The 21,362-nt window shown below is 60.6% G+C and carries 20 protein-coding genes; 6 read left to right on the top strand and 14 right to left on the bottom strand.

Annotated features, from left to right (window positions below):
- Positions 1 to 47: 47 nt before the first annotated feature.
- The 7 genes from denD to JWR14_RS15385 all read right to left on the bottom strand — a co-directional run bounded on the left by denD (position 48) and on the right by JWR14_RS15385 (position 6,864).
- On the bottom strand, positions 48 to 1,013 hold the full coding sequence (gene denD, locus JWR14_RS15415; protein ID WP_299708172.1) for a D-erythronate dehydrogenase: 966 nt from the start codon (positions 1,011 to 1,013) through the stop codon (positions 48 to 50).
- A 7-nt stretch (positions 1,014 to 1,020) separates the two neighbouring features.
- A complete protein-coding gene (otnI, locus tag JWR14_RS15410; protein ID WP_299708170.1) occupies positions 1,021 to 1,818 on the bottom strand; it encodes a 2-oxo-tetronate isomerase in 798 nt (265 codons plus the stop codon).
- 22 nt (positions 1,819 to 1,840) lie between these two features.
- Positions 1,841 to 3,178, bottom strand: a complete 1,338-nt coding sequence (locus JWR14_RS15405) for an MFS transporter (protein ID WP_299708168.1) — start codon at positions 3,176 to 3,178, stop codon at positions 1,841 to 1,843.
- Between the two features lie 112 nt (positions 3,179 to 3,290).
- Positions 3,291 to 3,944, bottom strand: a complete 654-nt coding sequence (locus tag JWR14_RS15400) for an aldolase (RefSeq protein WP_299708166.1) — start codon at positions 3,942 to 3,944, stop codon at positions 3,291 to 3,293.
- 2 nt (positions 3,945 to 3,946) lie between these two features.
- Positions 3,947 to 5,233: a 3-oxo-tetronate kinase gene (otnK, locus tag JWR14_RS15395; protein WP_299708164.1), complete on the bottom strand. Its 1,287-nt coding sequence runs from the start codon at positions 5,231 to 5,233 to the stop codon at positions 3,947 to 3,949.
- Complete coding sequence (gene ltnD, locus JWR14_RS15390) at positions 5,233 to 6,135, bottom strand: L-threonate dehydrogenase (RefSeq protein ID WP_299708162.1); 903 nt, start codon at positions 6,133 to 6,135, stop codon at positions 5,233 to 5,235. Before ltnD ends, otnK begins: the two co-directional genes overlap by 1 nt.
- A 24-nt stretch (positions 6,136 to 6,159) precedes the next feature.
- Positions 6,160 to 6,864: a FadR/GntR family transcriptional regulator gene (locus tag JWR14_RS15385; RefSeq protein ID WP_299708160.1), complete on the bottom strand. Its 705-nt coding sequence runs from the start codon at positions 6,862 to 6,864 to the stop codon at positions 6,160 to 6,162.
- A 313-nt stretch (positions 6,865 to 7,177) separates the two neighbouring features.
- Here JWR14_RS15385 and JWR14_RS15380 point away from each other — a divergent pair, with 313 nt between their 5' ends.
- Entirely contained in the window at positions 7,178 to 8,116 is a 939-nt protein-coding gene (locus JWR14_RS15380; RefSeq protein ID WP_299708158.1) for a DMT family transporter, read from the top strand.
- 70 nt (positions 8,117 to 8,186) lie between these two features.
- Here JWR14_RS15380 and JWR14_RS15375 read toward each other — a convergent pair whose 3' ends face one another.
- Positions 8,187 to 8,540, bottom strand: coding sequence for a DUF1428 domain-containing protein (locus tag JWR14_RS15375; protein WP_299708156.1), 354 nt, complete (start codon positions 8,538 to 8,540; stop codon positions 8,187 to 8,189).
- 258 nt (positions 8,541 to 8,798) lie between these two features.
- Here JWR14_RS15375 and JWR14_RS15370 point away from each other — a divergent pair, with 258 nt between their 5' ends.
- Together JWR14_RS15370 and JWR14_RS15365 are read left to right on the top strand one after the other, a co-directional pair.
- Positions 8,799 to 9,554, top strand: coding sequence for a crotonase/enoyl-CoA hydratase family protein (locus JWR14_RS15370; RefSeq protein ID WP_299708195.1), 756 nt, complete (start codon positions 8,799 to 8,801; stop codon positions 9,552 to 9,554).
- A gap of 466 nt (positions 9,555 to 10,020) precedes the next feature.
- Positions 10,021 to 10,830 (top strand): hypothetical protein, encoded by an 810-nt coding sequence (locus JWR14_RS15365; RefSeq protein ID WP_299708154.1) that lies wholly within the window; start codon positions 10,021 to 10,023, stop codon positions 10,828 to 10,830.
- 14 nt (positions 10,831 to 10,844) lie between these two features.
- Here JWR14_RS15365 and JWR14_RS15360 read toward each other — a convergent pair whose 3' ends face one another.
- A complete protein-coding gene (locus tag JWR14_RS15360) occupies positions 10,845 to 11,678 on the bottom strand; it encodes an SDR family oxidoreductase (protein ID WP_299708152.1) in 834 nt (277 codons plus the stop codon).
- A gap of 120 nt (positions 11,679 to 11,798) precedes the next feature.
- Here JWR14_RS15360 and JWR14_RS15355 point away from each other — a divergent pair, with 120 nt between their 5' ends.
- Positions 11,799 to 12,692, top strand: a complete 894-nt coding sequence (locus tag JWR14_RS15355) for a LysR family transcriptional regulator (RefSeq protein WP_299708150.1) — start codon at positions 11,799 to 11,801, stop codon at positions 12,690 to 12,692.
- Positions 12,693 to 12,936: 244 nt separating this feature from the next.
- The gene (locus tag JWR14_RS15350) at positions 12,937 to 13,701 is read left to right on the top strand and encodes a glycosyltransferase (protein WP_299708148.1); all 765 of its coding nucleotides are present in this window, start codon (positions 12,937 to 12,939) and stop codon (positions 13,699 to 13,701) included.
- 30 nt (positions 13,702 to 13,731) lie between these two features.
- Here JWR14_RS15350 and JWR14_RS15345 read toward each other — a convergent pair whose 3' ends face one another.
- Positions 13,732 to 14,742 (bottom strand): lysylphosphatidylglycerol synthase transmembrane domain-containing protein, encoded by a 1,011-nt coding sequence (locus JWR14_RS15345; RefSeq protein ID WP_299708146.1) that lies wholly within the window; start codon positions 14,740 to 14,742, stop codon positions 13,732 to 13,734.
- A 741-nt stretch (positions 14,743 to 15,483) separates the two neighbouring features.
- On the opposite strand from JWR14_RS15345, the gene JWR14_RS15340 reads away from it, so the two are divergent.
- Positions 15,484 to 15,717: a hypothetical protein gene (locus tag JWR14_RS15340; RefSeq protein WP_299708144.1), complete on the top strand. Its 234-nt coding sequence runs from the start codon at positions 15,484 to 15,486 to the stop codon at positions 15,715 to 15,717.
- A 227-nt stretch (positions 15,718 to 15,944) separates the two neighbouring features.
- Here JWR14_RS15340 and JWR14_RS15335 read toward each other — a convergent pair whose 3' ends face one another.
- The 4 genes from JWR14_RS15335 to JWR14_RS15320 all read right to left on the bottom strand — a co-directional run bounded on the left by JWR14_RS15335 (position 15,945) and on the right by JWR14_RS15320 (position 21,256).
- Positions 15,945 to 16,439, bottom strand: coding sequence for a hypothetical protein (locus JWR14_RS15335; protein ID WP_299708142.1), 495 nt, complete (start codon positions 16,437 to 16,439; stop codon positions 15,945 to 15,947).
- Positions 16,440 to 16,580: 141 nt separating this feature from the next.
- Positions 16,581 to 17,531, bottom strand: a complete 951-nt coding sequence (locus tag JWR14_RS15330) for a DmsC/YnfH family molybdoenzyme membrane anchor subunit (RefSeq protein WP_299708140.1) — start codon at positions 17,529 to 17,531, stop codon at positions 16,581 to 16,583.
- An 11-nt stretch (positions 17,532 to 17,542) separates the two neighbouring features.
- A complete protein-coding gene (locus JWR14_RS15325; RefSeq protein ID WP_299708138.1) occupies positions 17,543 to 18,286 on the bottom strand; it encodes a 4Fe-4S dicluster domain-containing protein in 744 nt (247 codons plus the stop codon).
- Positions 18,287 to 18,325: 39 nt separating this feature from the next.
- Positions 18,326 to 21,256 (bottom strand): molybdopterin-dependent oxidoreductase, encoded by a 2,931-nt coding sequence (locus tag JWR14_RS15320; RefSeq protein WP_299708136.1) that lies wholly within the window; start codon positions 21,254 to 21,256, stop codon positions 18,326 to 18,328.
- Positions 21,257 to 21,362: the final 106 nt, after the last annotated feature.

The following is a 21,362-nucleotide window of genomic DNA, read 5'->3' as shown; positions in this document are numbered from 1 at the left end:
CGCGTGCAACGGGCGCTGGACGCCTTTAGCTCGACTTTAGTGATCATTCAAGCGCCAGCGGATTTGCTCTCTTCAATGAAGGCGCGAATGACCTCGCTGAAGTTGCGGTCCGCCGCCAGCCCCAGCTTTTCTCCACGCGACGTGTCCCATGCTCCCGGCCAACTCCCGACAATCTTTTCGATCGTCGGATCCGGTTGCCAGTCAATCAGCGCAGCCACGTCCTCGCCCGCCACTTCTTTCAGTGCATCGACCATTTCCGTCACGCTGACCGAGAGCCCGGGCATGTTGACAACCGGCCATGTGCCGAGCTCGGCCTGTTCAAGTTCGCAACCGGCGATCAGCGATTCGATTGCCTGCTTCGGCGACAGCAACCACAAACGTACGTCGCCACCGACCGGACACACCGCGCGTTCGCCATTCAACGGCTCGCGAATAATGCCACTGGCAAACGACGATGCCGCTGCATTCGGCCGTCCCGGACGCACGCTGATGGTCGGCAAACGCAACACGCGTCCATCGACAAACCCGCGTCGCGAGTAATCGCACAGCAGCAACTCGGCGATTGCTTTTTGCGTTCCATACGATGACTTCGGATTTAACGCGGTATCGTCGCGTACGACCTCGGGCAGCGTGCCGCCATACACCGCAACGGAGCTCGTGAACAAGACTCGCGGCGCGTGTCCAAGCGAGCGGCACACATCGAGCAGCAGACGCGATGCGTCCAGATTGATACGCATGCCCAGCTCGAAATCCGCCTCCGCCTGGCCGCTCACGATTGCGGCAAGATGAAAGATCGCATGCGTGTCAGCACCAATGCACCGTTCCAGCACGCTGCGATCCGCGATATCGCCGGTCTCAGCTCGCACGCGCTTGTCGCCCAGATCCGGCGGGCGCACGACGTCAAGTAGCGTAAGTCCGGTGATCGGCTTGCCCATCAGCGTGCCGCGTTCGAGAAGACGGCGCGCGAGCCGCTGGCCGAGAAAACCGGCGCCGCCGGTAATGAGAATGTTCATGGTGTCCTCACGCACGTTGCAGATAAGGTTTGATCCAGCCGAGCCCGTCGGACGTCGCGGCTTTCGGCCGGTATTCACAGCCGATCCAGCCGTCGTAGCCAAGCGAATCGATCAGGTCGAACAAGTACGGATAATTCAGTTCACCCATGTCCGGTTCATGCCGCTCCGGCACGCCCGCGACCTGGACATGACCGATGCCCGCATGCGCGCGCTTCATGTCCCGCCGAAGTTTGACCGCGAGGTCTCCCTCCATGATCTGGCAGTGGTAACAATCAAATTGCACCTTGAGATTGGGCGCACCGATCTCTTCGCAGATCGCCTGCGCGTCGTCCTGGCGATTGAGGAAAAAGCCGGGCATATCACGCGTATTGATCGGTTCGATAACGATCGTGATACCGGTCGCGCGTGCGGCGTTTGCCGCCAGTTCGAGGTTCTTCAGGTACACCGCACGATGTTTTTCACGCGACTGTTCCGGCGTGATCAGGCCCGCCATCACATGCAGGGTCTTGTTGCCGAGCGCGGCGGTATATTCAAGCGCCTTGTCCAGTGCGCGCGCGAACTCTTCCTCGCGCCCCGGCAGCGAAGCGATCCCGCGCTCGCCTTTTGCCCAGTCGCCCGGCGGTGCGTTGAACAAGGCCTGCTTGAGGCCGTGTTCGTCGAGCCGCGCCTTGATCTCGGCTGCGGCGAAGTCATAGGGGAACAGGAACTCCACGGCCTTGAAGCCGTCCTTCGCTGCAGCGGCGAAACGGTCGAGGAACGCGTGCTCGGTGTACATCATCGTGAGGTTGGCGGCAAAACGGGGCATAACATCGACTCCTTGAATGAGTTCAGCGATTCACGAGCTTGGCAGGCACAAGCCACGTAGCGATAGCACCAATTACAAGCATGGCGGCGAGGACGTACATGCCCGTCGCCGTGCTGTGCGTCAGGTCTTTCAGATAACCAATCATGTAAGGACTCGCAAAGCCGGCCAGATTGCCGATCGAATTGATCACCGCGATTCCGGCCGCCGCTGCGGCGCCCGACATGAAGGCGGTAGGCAGAGACCAGAACAACGGCGCACACGTCAGGACACCGGCGGCGGCAACGGAGAGCGCGATGATCGATATTGCCGTATTGCCGGCGAACGATGCAGCCACCGAGAAACCGACTGCTGCAGCAAGCGCCGGTACGATCAGATGCCAGCGCCGCTCGCGCCGCTTGTCCGCGCTATGACCCAGCACGTTCATCACCACGATAGCCACCAGGAACGGGATCGCGCTCAGCAAGCCGATATTGAATGCACCGCTCACGCCTGTGGACTTGATGAAGGTCGGCATCCAGAACGTGAGGCCGTATTGCCCGGTCACGAACGCGAAGTAGATCAGCGACATCCACCACATGCGGCTGTCGGCGAATAGTGCTCGCAGCGAATGTTTGGTGCTGTCGCCGGCGTGTTGTGGCTGCGCGCTGATTTCATCTTCCAGCAAGCACTTTTCGCGTTCACTGAGCCACTTTGCGCTGCGGATGTTGTTGTCCAGATACAGGATGGTCGCAATGCCGATCAACAGCGCCGGGACGGCTTCGATCAGGAACATCCACTGCCAGCCTTCGAAGTGGCGGCTGTCCGAGAACGTCTGCATGATCCAGCCGGATAATGGATTACCGAAGATGCCCGCCACCGGAATAGCCGACATGAACACGGCCACAATCTTCGCGCGCCGGTGCGACGGGAACCAGTAGGTCAGGTAGAGAATCACGCCGGGATAAAAACCGGCTTCAGCCAGTCCGAGAAGGAACCGTAGGACATAGAACTGCGTGGGGGTCTTCACAAACACAAAGAGCGCCGAGAGGATGCCCCAGGTGATCATGATTCTCGCAATCCAGATGCGCGCGCCGATCTTGTGCATCAGGATATTGCTTGGCAGTTCGAATAGAAAATAGCCGAGGAAAAAGACGCCAGCGCCAAGGCCGAATACAGTCTCGCTGAAACCAAGATCCTGCGACATCTGTAGTTTCGCAAAGCCCACGTTCACCCGATCCAGATAGGCGACCACGTAACACAGCATGAGGAACGGCACGATGCGCCAGAACACCTTTGAGTAGGTGCGGGAAAGTTCTTTGTTGTCGTAGGCAGAAGCTACAGGCGTGCGCGGGCCGCCAGGCACCGCTTGGTCAGGGGTCATGCTCGTCTCCGGGAGGCAACTTCTAGTTCGTTGAGTCGGTTGATTGAGTCGGTTGATTGAGTCGGTTGATTGAGTTGATTCAATCCTGTCAGGGACTTGGGGCCCGTGGGCGCTACCAGCGCACGTTGAAGGTCTTGCGCAAATCCTCGATGGCCGCCTCGTCGAGTGGCTCAGGAAGCGGCGCATTGGTCGAACGCGCGAGGAGCCAAAGCCGTGCGGTTTCCTCAAGCTCTTCCAGCGCGTACGACGCGTGGCTGACCGATTTTTCCCACACGACAGGCCCCAGCCTTTCCAGCAGCACGGCGCGCACCTTCGACGCCAGCGCCGCGACTTGTTCCGCGACAATGGGGTCGCCTGGACGCCGGTAAGCGATCAACGGCACATGCCCCACTTTCATCACGTGGTACGGCGTGATTGGCGGCAGTACATCGTCACGGCGCCAGATACCAGCAAGCGTCAAAGCGACCAGATGCGTGGAGTGCGTGTGGACAATGCCGTGCGTGTCGCCATTGTTCTCATAGATCTTTCGATGCAGCGCCAACGTCTTCGATGGTTTGCCGCCCGACACGTGATTACCCGCTGCATCGACCTTGGCAATATCTGCGGGATCGAGGCGACCGAGGCAGGCATCGGTCGGTGTAATCAGCCAGCCGTCGTCTAGCCGCGCGCTGATGTTCCCGGCCGTACCCACCGTATAACGACGCTCGTAAAGACTCGCGCCCGTCTCGCAGATTTCCTCGCGAATGCGGTTCTCGTTCGTCGCCATGGTCACGCGGCTCCATCGAGAGAGTTCAGCGCCTTCACGAAGAAATCCTTCGTGCCGAAATTGCCCGATTTCAACGCGAGCGCCAGCGGTTCTTCGCCAATGGATTGCGTCGCCGGCACGCCCGGATCGATCTGGGCGCCAATCCGCAATGACTTCACGCCGAGCGCCTGCACGACCGCGCCGGAGGTCTCGCCGCCCGCGACAACAAACTTGCGCACGCCCGCATCGCGAAGCCTGCTTGCAATCGATGCCAACGCTTGTTCGACCAGATGCCCGGCTCGATCGACGCCCAATTCCTTCTGCACCGCCTTCACTTCGTCGGGCGTGGACGTGGCGTAGATCAGCACGGTTTCATCGCCGTGCTTCGCCGCGAATTCAACGGCTTTTTCGACCACGGGTTCGCCGCGCGAGAGCGCGAGCGGATCGATTCGAAAGCTTGGTTTCGTCGCGCGCCACTCCACCACCTGCTCGTTGGTCGCCTTCGACGCGCTGCCCGCCAGCACGACCGATTTACCTTCGATCCTGGGCAGCTCCGACGCATGACCCGCTTCAGTCAGCAAGTTCGCCGCGCGGAAGTTATTCGGCAAGCCGAGCGCGATGCCCGAGCCACCCGTGATCAGCTTGAGATCCGCGCAGGCTTCGCCCAGCACGTAAAGATCGGCATCCGAGACGGCATCGGCAATCGCCATACGCACGCCTTCTTTGCGCAACACGGCGATCCTGTCGCGCACCGCTTGCGGTCCTTTGGCGATCACGTCATAAGCGATCAACCCGACCTTCGATTTCGTCTGGCGTTGCAGTACGCGCACGAGGTTAGGATCGGTCATGGGCGTAAGCGGATGGTTCTGCATGCCCGACTCGCTCAGCAGCACATCGCCCACGAACAAGTTGCCGCGAAAGATCGTGCGGCCGTTCTCTGGAAACGCGGGACACGCGAGTGTGAAATCCTCGCCCAGCGCATCGAGCAAGGCATCGGCGACTGGACCGATGTTGCCTTTATCGGTGGAATCGAAGGTCGAGCAGTACTTGAACAGGAACTGCTGGCAGCCTTGCGCGCGCAGCCATTCGAGCGCCGCCAGCGACTGTGCGACCGCCTCTTCCGCAGGGATGGTGCGAGATTTCAACGCGACGATCAGCGCGTCGGCTTCCAAATCGGCTGCAGTCGTCGTATCCGATGCCGGCACGCCAATGGTTTGCACCGCGCGCATGCCGCCGCGCACGAGCATGTTGGCGAGATCGGTCGCGCCGGTGAAGTCGTCGGCAATGCAACCAAGCAGCGCTTTGGTCATTATTTGGCTCCCTTCGGTATGTCGATGCCCGGGAAAATCTTGATCACCGCCGAGTCGTCTTCGCCACCGTGCCCGGCCGTCGACGCCATCATGAACATCTGGTGTGCCGCCGCCGACAACGGCAACGGAAATTTCGACGTGCGCGCTGTATCGAGGACGAGGCCGAGATCCTTCACGAAAATATCGACGGCGGACAGCGGCGTGTAGTCTCCAGCAAGAATGTGCGGCACGCGGTTCTCGAACATCCACGAGTTGCCCGCGCTATGCGTGATGACATCGTAGAGCGCATCCGGGTCCACACCTTCGCGAAGCCCAAGCGCCATGGCCTCGGCTGCCGCGGCAATGTGCACGCCGGCAAGCAACTGGTTGATGATCTTCACCTTCGAGCCTGCGCCATGCTCATCGCCCAGGCGGTACACCTTGCCTGCAATCGCTTCGAGCACGTCCTCGCAAGCCTTATAGGCGGATGCGGGACCGGACGTCATCATCGTCATTTCGCCGGATGCGGCGCGGGCCGCGCCACCGGACAGGGGTGCATCGAGCATATGCAAGCCGGCCGCTTCCACGCGCTTGCCGAGTTCGACGGCAAAGGCCGGTGACACCGTCGCACAGGCCAGGACAACACCACCGGGTTTCATGGTGGAAACGGCGCCTGGTTGAGTCTGCGAACCGAACAGCACGGTCTCCGTTTGCGCCGCGTTGACAACAACGGTCACCACCACCTCGCACTGGCTGCCCAACTCGGCCGGCGTGGCACAGGCGATGCCGCCCTCGCCCGCGAACGCTTCGAGTACTTGAGCACGCACGTCGCAAGCGTGAACCTTGAAGCCCGCGCGCAACAACGAACGCGCGACACCCAGGCCCATTGCACCCAAGCCGATCACTCCCACGTTTCTGGACATTTCGTTATCCTTCGAATTAACTGGTCAGCAAATGCCGGCTTCCGCGAGGCGGCGAGCGGCGTTGTAAAGATGGGTCTGCGCGGCATTACGCGCCGCCATGGGGTCGCCCGCGCGAATGGCAGCCGCAATCCGCGCATGTTCCTCGCGGACCTGCCGCGAAAAATCTTCCCGCAGTGCTTCGTTGCGGCGCGTAACGAGCGTGCCGGCCTCGAGATATTGGTTCAGGAAGGCAAGCGTGGTCAGGAAATACGGATTGCCGGTGGCGCTGGCAATCGCGCGATGAAACTCGACGTCTTCAGTCACGCCGTCCTCGCCTTGCGCTACAGCAAGTTCGATCTGCGCCAGCTTCGCCTCGATCACGTCCATTTGCGCGTCCGTGCGGCGCATGGCCGCCTCCGACGCAACTTCCGCCTCGATCGCCCGGCGCAGCGCCAGAATCTGCACGACCGCGCCCGGCTCGACCGCTTGCGCGTAGTCGATCCGCAGCGGCCTGATCCCCGCCCGCTCGACGATAAACACGCCGCTACCCTGGCGCGGCTCGACCATCCCTTCGTTCTTCAGCCGCGAGATCGCCTCGCGGATAACCGTCCGGCTCACCCCGAACTCCTGGGCCAGCACGGCTTCGGTCGGCAACTTGCCACTTTTGACGAAGCTGCCCTTTTCGATTTGCAACTGAAGCTGCTGCGCGACCGTATCGCTCAGGGCTCGCGCAGGAATCTTGTCGAACATGCAGCCCCTAATTTGTTAGGTGATGTGGTCATCATACAAATTTGCCAAGTTATCGAGATACTAGAGATAACCCTGAGGCCGCGTTATGCGGGCGTCCATTTCACCCTGGCCGTCCAATCCGATCGTAATTTTTCTCACATACGCATGAGAATTGTTCGTTTGCCCGGTTAGGGCTCCCACGCCTACGATGGCAGCCATACAGCGAACCACGATGTTCGCTCATTTGTTGTTTCATGCCGCACTGAACCATCTCGCGCCAAAGCGCCTTTACGATGGCTCCGCGTCATGACTCCACTGCGCTCGACGCCCTAAAATGAATCCTATAAATATCGTCCAGTTGCTCGTCCTCGCCGCTTTATGGGGAGGGTCGTTCCTCTTTATCCGCATCGGCGTCGCTGACTTTGGCGTCGCGCCGTCGATGGCGCTGCGGGTTGGCATCGGCGCATTGTTCCTGCTGGCCGTGCTGGTCCTGCGCGGGTCCGCTCGCGCCTCCTTGCAGACCATGCGCACCCATGCATGGCCGCTTTTTGTGGTTGGCATCCTGAACTCGGCCGCACCGTTTTGCCTGTTCGCTTACGCGGAACTCACGTTATCGGCGGGCGTGACGTCGGTGATCAACGCGACCACGCCGCTGTGGGGCGCGATCGTTGCATTCCTGTGGCTGAAGGATCGCCTGACCGGGCTACGCGTAGTCGGACTTGTAATTGGTTTTCTCGGCGTGGTCGCGCTGGTCTGGAATCAGATGGACGCAGGGACAAGCACAGGGGTGCCCGTGACGCCGGCAACCACCGCGCTTGCCGCAGCCGCTGCGCTCGGCGCGACGCTGCTGTATGGGATCTCCGCGAGCTATACCAAACGCAATCTCACCGGCGTCAATTCCCTCGCCGTCGCCACCGGCACGATGACCGCAGCGACAGTCGTGCTGCTGCCGTTCGCGGTGTACTGGTGGCCGGCTACGCCCATCTCGGCGCAGTCCTGGGGAGCGGTAATCGCGCTTGGCGTAGCGTGTACCGGCGTCGCTTATATGCTGTTCTTCAGTCTCATTGCGGCAACCGGCCCCGCGCGTACGATCAGCGTCACGTTCGTCATCCCGATCTTCGGCATCCTCTGGGGCGCACTCTTTCTCTCGGAACAGGTATCGCCCGGAATGATCAAGGCATGTGCCACTATTCTTGTCGGGACGGCCCTGGCTACGGGTGTGATCAAGCGACTTCCGGGCATGGGTCCGCGACGTCAAGCTCCTGTGAAGTAGAGCGGGCGTGGGGGGGTTCCTAGCATGTTCGTAGCATGCGCATCGCCCGATGAAAAGTACTCACGCTTACTCACGCGTCCACGATCACCTCGAAACCACCGTAGATCATGCGCTTGCCGTCGAAAGGCATTGGGTTGGTGTCGGGCTGTAATCTGGGATCGGCCATTACCGCTTCCATGCCTTTATCCCTCACCTGACGCGACGGCCAGACAACCCACGAGAACACCACCGTCTCGTCGTCCTTGCGTTTGACTGCCATTGGGAACGACGTCAGCTTCCCTTCCGGCACGTCATCACCCCAGCATTCGACTACGTTCAGCGCACCGTTCTCCTTGAAAACGACCGCCGCCGCTTCAGCATGCTTCGTGTATGTCTCGCGATCCTTCGTTAGCACCGCGACGACAAAACCATCTACGTAAGTCATGAACGCTCTCCTTTCGTGGTTTCGATGTGGATAAAAATAAGGGGCACGAAGCAACATCTTTCGGATCGCCGCCTTATCCCCACGACGTGCGGCGCGTTCAGGAATCGACATGCCTCGCCAACTATTTTCTGAAGCATCGCGGTCGGTCGTGCATCGAGATCCGGCGGCGTATGCTTGCCTGCATGCCGTTTGCTCAGGAGAAAAGCCGTGCCACACGTCACCCGCTTCGGAGATCACGTTCGCCTCGAATTGCATCCGATGGATTCGCGTGTTGCGACGGTCGTGCTCGATCGGCCAGAGCGGCGAAATGCGGTGAACCGGCAGGTCGCCGATGCACTGCGCGCGGCCTTCGAATTATTCGATGCTGACCCCTCGATGGCGGTCGCCGTGCTGTGGGGTGCGGGAGGCACGTTCTGCGCGGGCGCGGATCTCACGGCGCTGAACGACGATGAGCATCGCAACGAGATTCACGCCGACGGGACAGGTCCAGGCCCAATGGGGCCTACGCGGTTGATGCTCGACAAGCCGGTGATCGCGGCCATCGCAGGGCATGCAGTAGCAGGTGGCCTGGAACTCGCGGCGTGGTGCGATTTACGGATCGTTGAAGAAGATGCGGTGATGGGCGTTTTCTGCCGTCGTTTCGGCGTGCCGTTAATCGATGGCGGGACGCTCCGGCTGCCTCGCCTGATCGGCATGTCGCGGGCGATGGACCTGATTCTCACTGGCCGCGCTGTGGATGCCAGCGAGGCGCTCGCGCTGGGTCTCGCTAATCGGAAGGTCGAGCGTGGCGGCTCGCGTGCGGCCGCTGAAACGCTTGCCTGCGAACTCGCCGCTTTGCCTCAGGCGGCGATGCGCGCCGACCGGCGCTCGGTCTATGACAACGCGCTCGCCGACGATCTGGCCGATGCACTACGCCGCGAAGGCGCGGGCGGTTATGCGGCGGTGTTTGCCGAAGGACTCGCGGGTGCGGGCCGCTTTGCCGCCGGCGCCGGCCGGCATGGCGGCGCGGAATAAGCGCGCTATCTGCAGCCTTCAGGCGCTGCGCTTCGAATGACGTATCGGAGTTGGGAATCGTCAGGAACGGTCAAAACCCGCTAGAAACAGCGGATTTACGAGTCGATGAAGCGACGCGCAATCTCTTATCAACGACGTGCCGCGTTAAAGTAACGCTTTAGAGCGAGAATAGGCAGCGAGCCTTGGACTAGTCCAAGGGCCGTTCCGAAAACCGGATACGACCCTGCATCGCTTTGCTTGCATTGCTAATCGCTGTGAGGAAGGCTCAATCTGAGCCGATCGTTTCAGCATCAACCTCGTCCTGCGCAGTAAAAAAATACCGTTCCTGCATAATGCTTTTCCAAGCCTTTTGATGACCGACTTAAACGTGCGTATCCAAGAAACCGCCAGTGATTGCCCCGTATGCGGCAATCTGCTGGCATCGCCTGACGCAACATGTCCGCGATGTAAAACGAAACCGGCGGCCATGAGCGCAGCCGAGTCAAGCTCGCCCGAAGCAACGCCCAACGAGATATTTCCCGACCGGTTCTATGAGAAGAAGACCCCGGGTGATTCGCCCTATCCGAGCGTGTCTGAACCGGAAACTTCTACGTTCATTGCACACAGTCAGTCGAGCCGACGCATCAAATTTACCGGGGCGGCCCTCATAACCCTGACCGCGCTGATCGCGGGCGCTGCGTATCTGTATTCCGGGTCCGCGCATGACGCCACGCCTGACAATGGCACCCTCCACGAAGCGAAGTCCGGAACCGGGCCGCTCGCTGCGAACGACCTGACTGAAACCGCTCAGCGGGGCAACATCAATGCCGCGCTAACCGCAAAAAACGCCTCGATCGATGTGATGGGAATCATCGATACGGTGCGTTCGGCCATGGTCCGAGGCGAGCTGAACACTGCCCGGCAGCAACTGGCGATGCTTCCTCCGGGTGAGGATCAACGAACAGATGTTCTGCGAATCACCAACGAACTGGTCCAGCGCGAACACGCGAGAGACTCGGCCCTGGGCCTCGCCCGGGCCTGCGAAAAAGCAGGTGATGTGCCGTGCGTCTTGAGATCAGCAGGCGACGCATTAGCGAGCGACGTATCCGATTCCGAAGCACGCGCAATGCTTCTACGTGCCGTTACGGAGACGGGGGCCACCCAGGTCACCGCCGTGAGGGTCAACCAACGGAGTGACTCTGCGAATTTGACGCATCGGCAACCGCTCGAAAAACGCAGGATTCGACGCGGTCCGCAGATATTCGCGAACGACAACGACATCTACGGGAAGCACTGATTCACGCCACTGAATCACGCGTCGTCCAGCTCGGTCGACCGGGCGATGTCCTTCTGCGCATCAAGCTCGGCAAGCCTTTTCGACAGCCCCGCGCGAACCCTGTCAAAGGCGTCACTGCCCAAGGTCAACCGTAGCGGCGCAGGCGTGCGTTCGACGCTATCGATCATCGCCTGGACCATTTTGAGCGGATCGCCTTTCAACGCGAACGAACCGGCTTCGAGTGCGCGCCGGACATCGCCGGCCGGCGTGTTGTCATAGATCGCCATGGGCGTCGATTTGACAATGCCGCCACCGAAACTCGTTTTTGCGGGCCCCGGCTCCACGATCGTAAACTCGATCCCGAACGGTGCAACTTCTGTCGCGACCGCCTCGACGAAGCCTTCAATTCCCCATTTCGTCGCGTGATACAAGCTGAAGTCCGGATACGTAATCTGTCCGCCCTCTGACGACACCTGCAGGATCCTGCCGCCGCCTTGGCGCCGCAAATGCGGCAACACGGCGCGTATGACCTGGATCGAGCCGATAAGGTTGGTGTCGACTTGCTGGCGGATCTGCTCATCGCTCAATTCCTCCGCTGCGCCGACCAGTCCGTAGCCGGCGTTGCTGACGACCACGTCGATACGCCCCAGCTCGGCAAAAGCCCTGCTGGTTACCTGCCGTATGGCTTGCGTATCCGTCACATCCAGCGACGCCACCCAAAGGCGCTCGCCGAACTGTTCCTTCAAGTCGTCGAGGGCGTGGACCTTGCGCAACGTCGCCGCCACGCGGTCGCCGCGCGCCAATAATTTTTCAGCCAGCACGCGCCCAAAACCGGAAGAACTGCCAGTAATAAACCATGTTCGATTCATGTGAATTGTCCCCAAAACCAACTGCGCCGCGAGATTGCAGCGCGTCTTGAGGACCATGCTAGACGCCCTCTATTCCTGATACTATCCGCACGATATTTGATGACTTGGTGAAAATTAGCCATGAATGACCGGCCCGCCCTGGGTGATCTGACTGCGCTGGCCGCGATCGTCACGCATCGCAGCTTTCGCAAAGCAGCGGATGAGCTGGGGGTCTCGCCCTCCACGCTCAGTCACATGATGCGAACGCTGGAGCTGAAGGTGGGCGTGCGTCTGCTGAACCGCACAACCCGCAGCGTCTCCCCGACCGAGGCCGGCGAACGTCTCGTCGCCCGTCTACAACCGGTGCTGAAGGAACTCGACCTTGCGCTGGAAGAAGTCGATGCGGTGCGTAGCCGTCCCAGTGGATCACTTCGTATCAATGCCAGTGAGCCGGCGGCACGGTTGCTGATGCAATCAGTTATCCCAACTTTTCTCGCGCGATATCCGGACATGTCGGTCGACCTGGTAACGGAGGGCCGGCTGGTCGATATTGTGGCCGGCGGTTTCGACGCCGGCGTGAGACTCGGCGAAGCACTGCCGCAGGACATGATCGCCGTGCGCTTTGGCGGCCCGGTGCGCTTTCTCGCGGTCGCGTCGCCCTCCTATCTCTCCGGGCACACGCCGCCACTCGTACCGGACGATCTCAAGGACCACGCTTGCATTCGCGTTCGGCTGCCAAGCGGCAAGCTTTATCGATGGGAATTCGCGAAGCACGGCCAGGAGTTGACGGTCGATGTACCGGGACCGCTCACCCTCGACCATCTCGGGTTGATGACCGAGGCGGCAGCGGACGGAATGGGAATTGCCTATGTGCCGGACCGGTCCGCGCAGCCATATATAGATGCAGGGAAACTGGTGACGGTGCTGGACGACTGGTGCCCGTCCATCCCAGGATTGTTTCTCTACTATCCCGGACACCGCCATGTGCCCTCCGGGCTGAAAGCGTTTGTCGACATGCTGCGGGAGATGCCGTGAGCCGGTTTGCACCGGGTGTTCGATCAACGAACGCCGGCCACGCGCCGCAGTCGATCAGCTTCAGCCAACGCCTCATCAAGTTTGCCTCGACTGCGGGGCGCGTTGTCGCTTCGTGCGGTAGGATGCCAAACACGCAAAGCGCGCTCTCAGCACCGACGCGCTGTGGCGCCTTAGCGGGAACACTCGCGATACCTTCGCGGCACCTTACGGCCGCTTCTCTCCAATTGCTCACCTGCCGTCCCGCATGACTGCCCTTTCCACATCGTCCAATCGCCACCGTGTTTCATGCATCATTTGCGCGTTTAACGAAGGCCCGCGGATTGGCGCTGTGCTGGCCATTGCAACCGTGCATCCGCTGCTGGCCGAGGTTATCGTGGTCGACGACGGCTCGACCGACAACACCGCCGACATCGTCAGGCGTTTTCCTTCTGCCAAGCTGATCACGTGTCCGGTAAATCGCGGTAAAAGCGCAGTGATGGCCGTCGGCATTGCCGCTGCCCAGAACGAATTGCTCATGCTGCTCGATGCGGACCTCAAGGGGCTCGCGAGCGAACACATCACGGCGCTCGCCGCGCCCGTTCTAAGCGGCGCTGCGAACGTCAGCCTGAGTCTGCGACAGAACAGCCTGCTGCTATTTCGCGCGATCGGCCTGGATTTCGTTTCGGGTGAGCGCGTGGTCAGGAAAGAATTGTTAAGCGACGCGCTCAAGGAAATTCACGGCTTGCCGCGTTTTGGCATCGAGGTGTTCATGAACCGCTTGATCATTGAACGCCGGCTCTCGATTGCCGTCACTCACTGGCCTAAGGTGACGCAGGCACGCAAGACCGAAAAGCTCGGCTACTGGGCTGGCATCCGCGCGGAATGGCGCATGATTGCCGACTTGTTGAAAGTCACTTATCCGCTCGCGCTCCTGTCACAGACATGTCATCTCTTTTCGTTAAGAGTCGATCATGCCGGGCACGCGCCGTTCTTCGTCAGAATCAGAAGCCCGCGCGACAACGCAGCTTAAGACAACGCGGCTTGAGCTGCTTTCGAAGCGTCAGTCAGGAGCAGGTGTAGGTGTCGCCGTGCGGCGGCTCGAAGCAAGCGTAACGAAGCCAAGAGCCCCCAGCATCAGCGGGCAATAGAGCGTCGCGAAGCGCCAGAGAACCAGGGCGGTTGCCATGGCCGCTCGCGGGACCCAGGCAGCGAATGCGGCTGCAAGCGCGAGATCGCCTCCGCCTCCGCCGGCAGGTACGCCAGTCCAGAGCGCCGCATGCAAGACAACCGCCTGAACCGCGAGGACAAATCCAAGCGGCAACCGGTATCCGAGCTCCAGCAGGATGAACCATAGGGCGCTATAGCGAAGCAGCCACTGCAAGGTAGTCAGCAGCAACAGCGCGACAAACCGGTCACGAGGCCCTGTGATGAGGAGCCGCCACTGCTGATGTACGCTGTGTCGGAACTTGTCCCAACGGGACCGCCGGGCCCTGAGCCATGGAACAAGATGGCCCGCCGCCCCTAGTGCATGCGCGACGTAGCGGCGGCACATCCAAAGCACGCCCATCAAGATGGCGAGACCTGTCAACGTCACGGCAACCGCGGACAAACTCACGCTCGGGAGCAAATGAGCCAACGGGCCGATGGAGAACAAAAGCGCGATCGGAACCGCTACGCCGAAGAACGTCAGGTCGAGTGCCTGGTCGGCACCCACCACCGTGGTGGCGATCGCCCACGACGCTCCGGCGCGCTGCAGCAAGCCGATATTGACCCCATACCCCGCCGCTCCCAGTGGCGACACCAGGAACGCGAAATCGGTCACGAGCGTAATCGCAAACGTGCGCATGAAAGGCACGCGCAAGCCTAACGTCGTTTGCATTAGCTGAAGCTTGCCGGCCTTCGCTAACGCGCTCACGGCGGCGCTTGCAGCCAGCACAACGAATACTTCTGCGGGGACGGTGCGAAGACCGGCCAAGAGGTCGTGGGAGCCTAATATGAAAGGCACGCCCATTGAGAGACCGACCCCGAGCAAAGCAAGCAGGGTCGCGACGTTACGTGCGTGGGTCCGCATCACAAGCACCGCCCGTGCGATTGCCGCTGGGGATTCTGAATCGAGGGAATCGAGGACATCGACGAGTGAGCGCGCGCTGAAGGCGCGATCGGATTTTCCACTGCAACTTGCAAGGTGGGAGGCCGAAAAATGGGCATGCGGTTGGATGATCCTTAAAGCAGCGTGGTTAGCTGTGCGCTTGCGGCAGAAGCAACTCGAAAGCAACCTGATATTCGATATAACTTAGCCGCCGGGTGCAGTCGCACCCTCATTCTCCAACACAATAATGTCAAACACGCTGCGATACGTTTCGCCAAACGAAGCACCGCCTATCAACAAGCAGATGCGTTCTGTGCGCGGACAATGAGACCCTGTCCAGGATGGGATTGCCCGCGACTACGTGATTCGTCGCTGAATCTTGCTGCGATCTATTGTCTCGTGCGACGGCTTAGCTTACAGGGCACGGGCGTTCGCTGCCCGGCGCTTCAATTGGCTTTGAAGCCCTTTCGTCACATAACGGTCGTCTGATCCGCGTAGTTTCTAAGACTCCCCTTTCGACCGTCATTATGTTTCTACTTCAACACGGCAAAGCCACTTTCAGCGCGCTCGCACGTGTGGCGGATCGGAACAAACGGTGCCGATTGCCCACGTGCTGCGTTCCTGCTTTTAATTATGTGCTGGGTGCGGAAAATTAATATTTTTGACCGACGAATGGCGGGGCTAAAGTTATCGAAGCGTGGCAATCAATGAAAAGGAGATGCGATGGTCTTTTATCACCATGGTGCGGCTATTCAACCGTCGGTAACAAGACTAGGCAACACGTTCCTGGCGCGCGTTTCCATCCTCGAGGAGGATGGCGAAGCAACCTCTCTTGGCAATCTTGGACAGTTCGCCAATCGTGACTGTGCCTTTGAATTTGCTGTGCGCAGTGCCACTGCGTTCATCGATGGCGAACCCTTGCCGCGGTCGCCGTTTGAGCAGCCGCGGACCAAGTGAACAGAGACGCGGCCGCTCAGGTTTCGCTTGAGGCCAGAGACGTCCAGTAACACGTCATGCGGACAAAGGCGCGCAGGAACGACAGAAACAGCCTGGGCAGAATCCACGATTGTCGGTTCTGCCCGGATCGACCGCCAGAAAGCTGGCTCAGGATAACCTGTGCCAGCGCGTCAAATCCTGCGCAAGGTCTCGTACACAAGACCGATTAAACCAGCAGCGGCTGCAAGTTATTGCATCGACAAGGAACCTGCGTCGCCTTTGATCCTCAATACGGCCGCTTGAGCCGGAGGCGCCAGATTTTGCTCAGCAAGGCTGGCCTTGAGCACGGTAACCTGGTTTTCAGTTCCCTGATCGAAGTCGGCGTCGAGTTCGCTGATGCGGCGGTTGTACCAGTTGACCACGCAGACTTTGTCCTTGCAGTTGTGCTGACGCCACTGCCACTGCTTGACCCGGTCGTCCTCAAAAGCTTCCGTGTCGGGCGTAACGTCCTTCGCGCGCTTGTAGGCGATCGCCAGCTTGTCGTCGAGTGACGACAGTTCGGGATCGTTGCACACCAGCTTCTCCGAACTTGAGACCCGCTTGCCGCAGTGGAAGCTCGCGGCCTGAGCCGTCCCGGACAAGCCACCACCCAGCATGAGTAATGCCGATAACGCCAGCGCGGTTTTCCTGGCGGCACGCCTCACGTTGAACCGTTTCGATTTCAATTTGCCTGATTTGGTCATTCCTGCCCCCGTTGATTCATCGTTGAAGTTGCGTTGACGTTGCGTTCATCGTCAAGCCGATGATCCTAGGTTTCGGGCAAGCGAACCCATCGAAAAGGAGGCGACCTTCTCAAGGCCTTACTTAATATTTCACGCCAAACGTCAACCGACGCGCGCGTAATAAAGGTTCTGCGGATGCTTCGCCTCGGCGAAGAAGAACCATCGCTCCGCCACCAGGCCTGCGTACTGCACGAGACACGCCGCAGCGAGCAGAATGATTGAGCCGCCGATCGAATGCACGCCTGCGCCCAAGGCCAGCAGCACGATGGGAACAACAAACGCCGTCGCGAGGAATCCCCACTTGACCCCGCGCAGCGTACCTGCCGATTTACCGTGAAAGAACTCGCGCAGATTGAATGCGCCGGCCGTGAAACCGCGCGATACCTGCACGACCTTAGCGTTCTTGATCCCCGTCGCGCTCTGCACCGTGGACTTGGGCCGCAGCCGTGCATTGCGCACGAGCGATGCCGACCGGCTCGCGCAACCAGCAAGCGTCAGCGCGCACGCGCAGGCGGCAAGGCTTGCGGTTAGAGAAGGCGCGAACCACGCGCTCAAGGCGGTGACCAGCGTGAACCCGGACGCGCAGCCAAGCAGGACAAAGTTGGCGAGTGTCAGCGGCGTGGCCCACTCCTGCAGGAAACGCAGGCACGCATAGATCATGGCCGAGCAAACGAACAGTGCAGCGCTCGCGAGCACACCAAGGGTCCCTAACGCGAGCGACCATGGCGAGCCGAACCAGTGCGCGACGCCATAGAAAAATGCGCACGCGAGAAAGGCCGGCAGACACAGGCATTCACGCGATAACCACGAGGTTCGCCACATGGCGACCGCGCGCCACGCGCGTTCAGGATGTCCGAGATGGAAGAACGAGGCGATGAGACCGAGTCCGCCAAGAGCAACCGAGAGCGTCGCGCCCGCGACATAAAACGCCGTTGGGGGCGCCACAAGAAGGCCGAAATAAGAGACCGTCTCCACGCCAACGAGCGCGATCAGCAGACCCTGCGCGGCGCCGCTTAAGGTGGTTAAAAAGACGACTGAGAAAGCGGGGTTCATTGCGGAGTCCTTTAGATACGCGTCGCGACCGACGCGAGATGCAATTGCCCACGCTCGAGTTGGGCGTCCACGGTTTGCGGCATGGACTCGGCGGAGCCTGTCTTGCATGAACAACTGCCTTCCCCACAGCCCGAAGCCGACGTCATCTTGCGTGGCAAATAATGATTCGCAGGCTTCGTGTCCCATTCGGGCATCAACTGATAACCGCCGCGCTCCCTGATCGCCTTCGACACCACGGACTCGGGGTCATGAATGTCCCCGAACAATCGCGCGGAAGTCGGACACGCGAGCACGCACGCCGGTTGGCGATCTCGCTCGGAAAGGTTTTCATCATGGATACGATCAACGCACAACGTGCACTTCGTCATCTCCTTGCGCTCTTCATCCAGTTCGCGCGCGCCGTACGGACATGCCCACGCGCAGTACTTGCAGCCGATGCATTTGTCGAAGTCCACCAGCACGAGCCCGTCTTCCTTGCGCTTATAGCTCGCACCGGTGGGACACACCGGCACGCACGGCGGATCCTCGCAGTGCAGGCACGACTTCGGAAAATGGATAGTCTCGGCGTTCGGATAACTGCCCGCCTCAAAGCTCTGGACACGATTGAAGAACGTGCCGGACGGATCAGCGTCGTAGGGGTTGAGGTCGGCCAAGCTGCCCGACTCGCCCGATGTATTCCACTCCTTGCAACTCGTCACGCAGGCATGGCATCCCACGCACACGTTCAGGTCGATCACCAGCGCCATCTGAGTCATTGCATGTCCCCTTTGCTTGTTAGAGTCGCCTTTGCGTGACTACTTGCGCCCTACCGCACCGCGCAGCCGTGCCGCAAATTCGCCTCGCCCCGCGAAGTACGTCTGCACGATCCGCGATATCACACCGTTCGAGCCCGGCAGCGCGCGCATGGCGTCGAACTGCGGCAGCGTGTGTTGCGCGTCGGCCTCCGCCGGATAGATCCGCACGCGCACGTCGTACCACGCAGCCTGCCCGGTTATTGGGTCCGAGTTCGAGAGACGTCCGGCTGCCTCATCCGCCTTGTCCGCGCCGGGAAGTTCGTCGGTGATCAAATGATTGAGCAGGAAGCCACGTTGCGATTCACTCGCGTTCGCGCCGAGGCTCCATGCCCCCGACGCCTTGCCGATCGCATTCCAGGTCCATACCGTCCCCGGCTCAACTGTTTCACTGAAGCGCGCCATGCAGCGCACGCGGCCCCACTGCGATTCCACGTAAATCCAGCCGCCATCCGCAATGCCGTTTTCAGCCGCCATCAACGGATTCATGTAGAGATAGTTCTCGCCATGGATTTGACGCAGCCATGCATTTTGCGAGTCCCATGAGTGATACATCGCCATCGGCCGCTGCGTCACTGCGGCAAGTGGAAAGCGCACGAGATCGGTTGAATTGCTTTCAAGCGGCGCGTACCAGAACGGCAAAGGATCGAAGTATTTTTCGACCCGCTCACGCAGGTGGTCGGGAGGCTGCCGGCCCTTCGTTCGTCCTTGTGCCGCGAGACGAAACTTCTGCATGACATCGGAATAAAGCTGGATAACGATGGGTTCCCGAAACTTGCGAAAGCCGTTTTTCACCGCCCAGTCCAGATACGGCCCATTGCAGTTGCGCATGTACTGCAAGTCCTCCGGCATCACGTGATGGAACACGCAGTTGTTCTTCGCGTATTGCTCCCACTGCTTCGGATTCGGCTCGCCAACCAGCGCCTTGTCCCCGTCCTTGCCACGCCATCCACTCAAAAAACCGACTCCGGAATTGGGCGTCGTCGTGTAATTGACGACGAAGTCAGGATAGTCACGAAAGCGCCGCGTGCCTTCGGCCGTGGTGAACGCTGGAAACTTCAACCGCGACGCCAGCTCGATCAGCACCTCCTGAAACGGCTTGCACTCGCCCGACGGCGGCACGACCGGCACGCGCACGGAATCGGCCGGACCGTCGAATTCGGAGATCGGGCGATCGAGCATCGACATGGCATCGTGGCGCTCAAGGTAAGTGGTGTCAGGCAGGATCAGGTCGGCGAACGCCGTCATCTCCGACTGGAACGCGTCGCACACCACGAGAAACGGAATCTTGTAGTCACCGTTCGCGTGTTTGTCGACGAGCATCTCGCGCACCTTCGTCGTGTTCATCGACGTGTTCCCGGCCATGTTGGCCATGAAGGTCATCAGCGTGTCGATCGGGTACGGATCTCCCCGCCACGCGTTGGTGATCACGCTATGCATCACACCATGCACGGCAAGCGGGTACTCCCAGGAGAACGCTTTATCAATGCGAACGGGGCCGCCGTTTTCATCGATGAAAAGGTCTTCCGGCGCCGCGGGCCAGCCCAGCGGCCCGGTTGCCAGCGGCGTGTTCGGCTTGACGGCGTCGGGGCTGTTCGGCGGTTTCGCCGATGGCGGCACGGCGCGCGGAAACGGCGATTTATGCCGAAAGCCGCCGGGCCGGTCGATCGTGCCCAGCAGCGACATCAGCACCGCCAGCGCACGGATCGACTGGAAGCCGTTGGAGTGCGCCGCCAGGCCGCGCATGGCGTGAAAAGCGACGGGATTCCCGGTGACGGTTTTGTGAGTCTCACCCCATGCGTCGGTCCAGCGAATGGGCAGCGTGATCCGGTGATCGCGGCTCGTTTGAATCATCTCCTGCGCGAGACGGCGAATGGTGGCCGCGGGAATGCCCGTCATTTCAGCCGCCCACTCGGGCGTGCAATCCGCCACGCGCTCACGAAGCAATGTGAACGACGGTGCGACGGGCGTGCCGTCCTCGAGCGTATAGCGGCCCTCGAGCGCGGGTGTCACGCCGGGTGAATGATGCGGCACGGCGCGCGCCGCTTCGGCATCCCACCATGCATGATTTTGCGGAAACAGCGGATTACCCGCGGGCGTATCCGGATCACTGATGAACAGGCCGAAGTTCTCACTTGCTTCATTGAGATCGACGAGATCGGCTGCGTTCGTATAGCGCCGCACGAACTCGTGGTCCCAGGCGTCGGCCGCGATCAACTCGTGAAGAAACGCCATGAACAGCGCGCCGTCTGTGCCGGGCCTGATCGGCACCCATTCGTCGGCGATGGCGGCGTAACCCGTGCGGATTGGATTGATCGCGATAAAGCGTCCGCCCGCACGCTTGAACTTCGAGATGGCGATCTTCAGCGGATTCGAATGATGATCTTCCGCCGTGCCGATCATGAAGAACAGCTTGGCGCTGTCGAGATCGGGGCCGCCGAATTCCCAGAACGAGCCGCCGATCGTGTAGATCATGCCGGCCGCCATGTTCGCCGAACAAAAACCGCCGTGCGCCGCATAGTTAGGCGTGCCGAACTGTTTGGCGAAGAGGCCTGTCAGCGCCTGCATCTGGTCGCGACCGGTGAAGAGCGCGAACTTCTTGGGATCGGTGGCGCGGATGCCGGCAAGGCGTTTTTCCAGCGTACTGAAAGCGACGTCCCACGACACCGGTTCGAATTGCGCGCTGCCACGATCCGCGCCCGCCTTACGCATCAAAGGCTGCGTGAGCCGGGCAGGCGAATATTGCTTCATGATGCCAGATGCGCCCTTCGCGCAGATCACACCCTGGTTGAGCGGGTGCTCGGGGTTGCCATCGATGTATCGCACTTCGCCTTCGCGCAAATGCACGCGAATCCCGCAACGACAAGCGCACATGTAGCACGTGGTCGTCTTGATCTCGAGCCGCTCGTCCTGAGTGCGGGCGTGATGTTTCATGCTGGGTCTCCCTCGCGGCTTCCGGTATGTCGACGTGGTAATGATCCGATCCTGACCATCCTAAACGTCGCCGGTCGCCAAGGGAAATCGCGATTTGCGAGAGGAA

The organism is Caballeronia sp., from assembly GCF_028292365.1.
In the GTDB taxonomy this organism is placed as follows: domain Bacteria; phylum Pseudomonadota; class Gammaproteobacteria; order Burkholderiales; family Burkholderiaceae; genus Caballeronia.
Note: the sequence above shows the minus strand (reverse complement) of the source record. Positions and strands in the feature narration are given on the sequence as shown.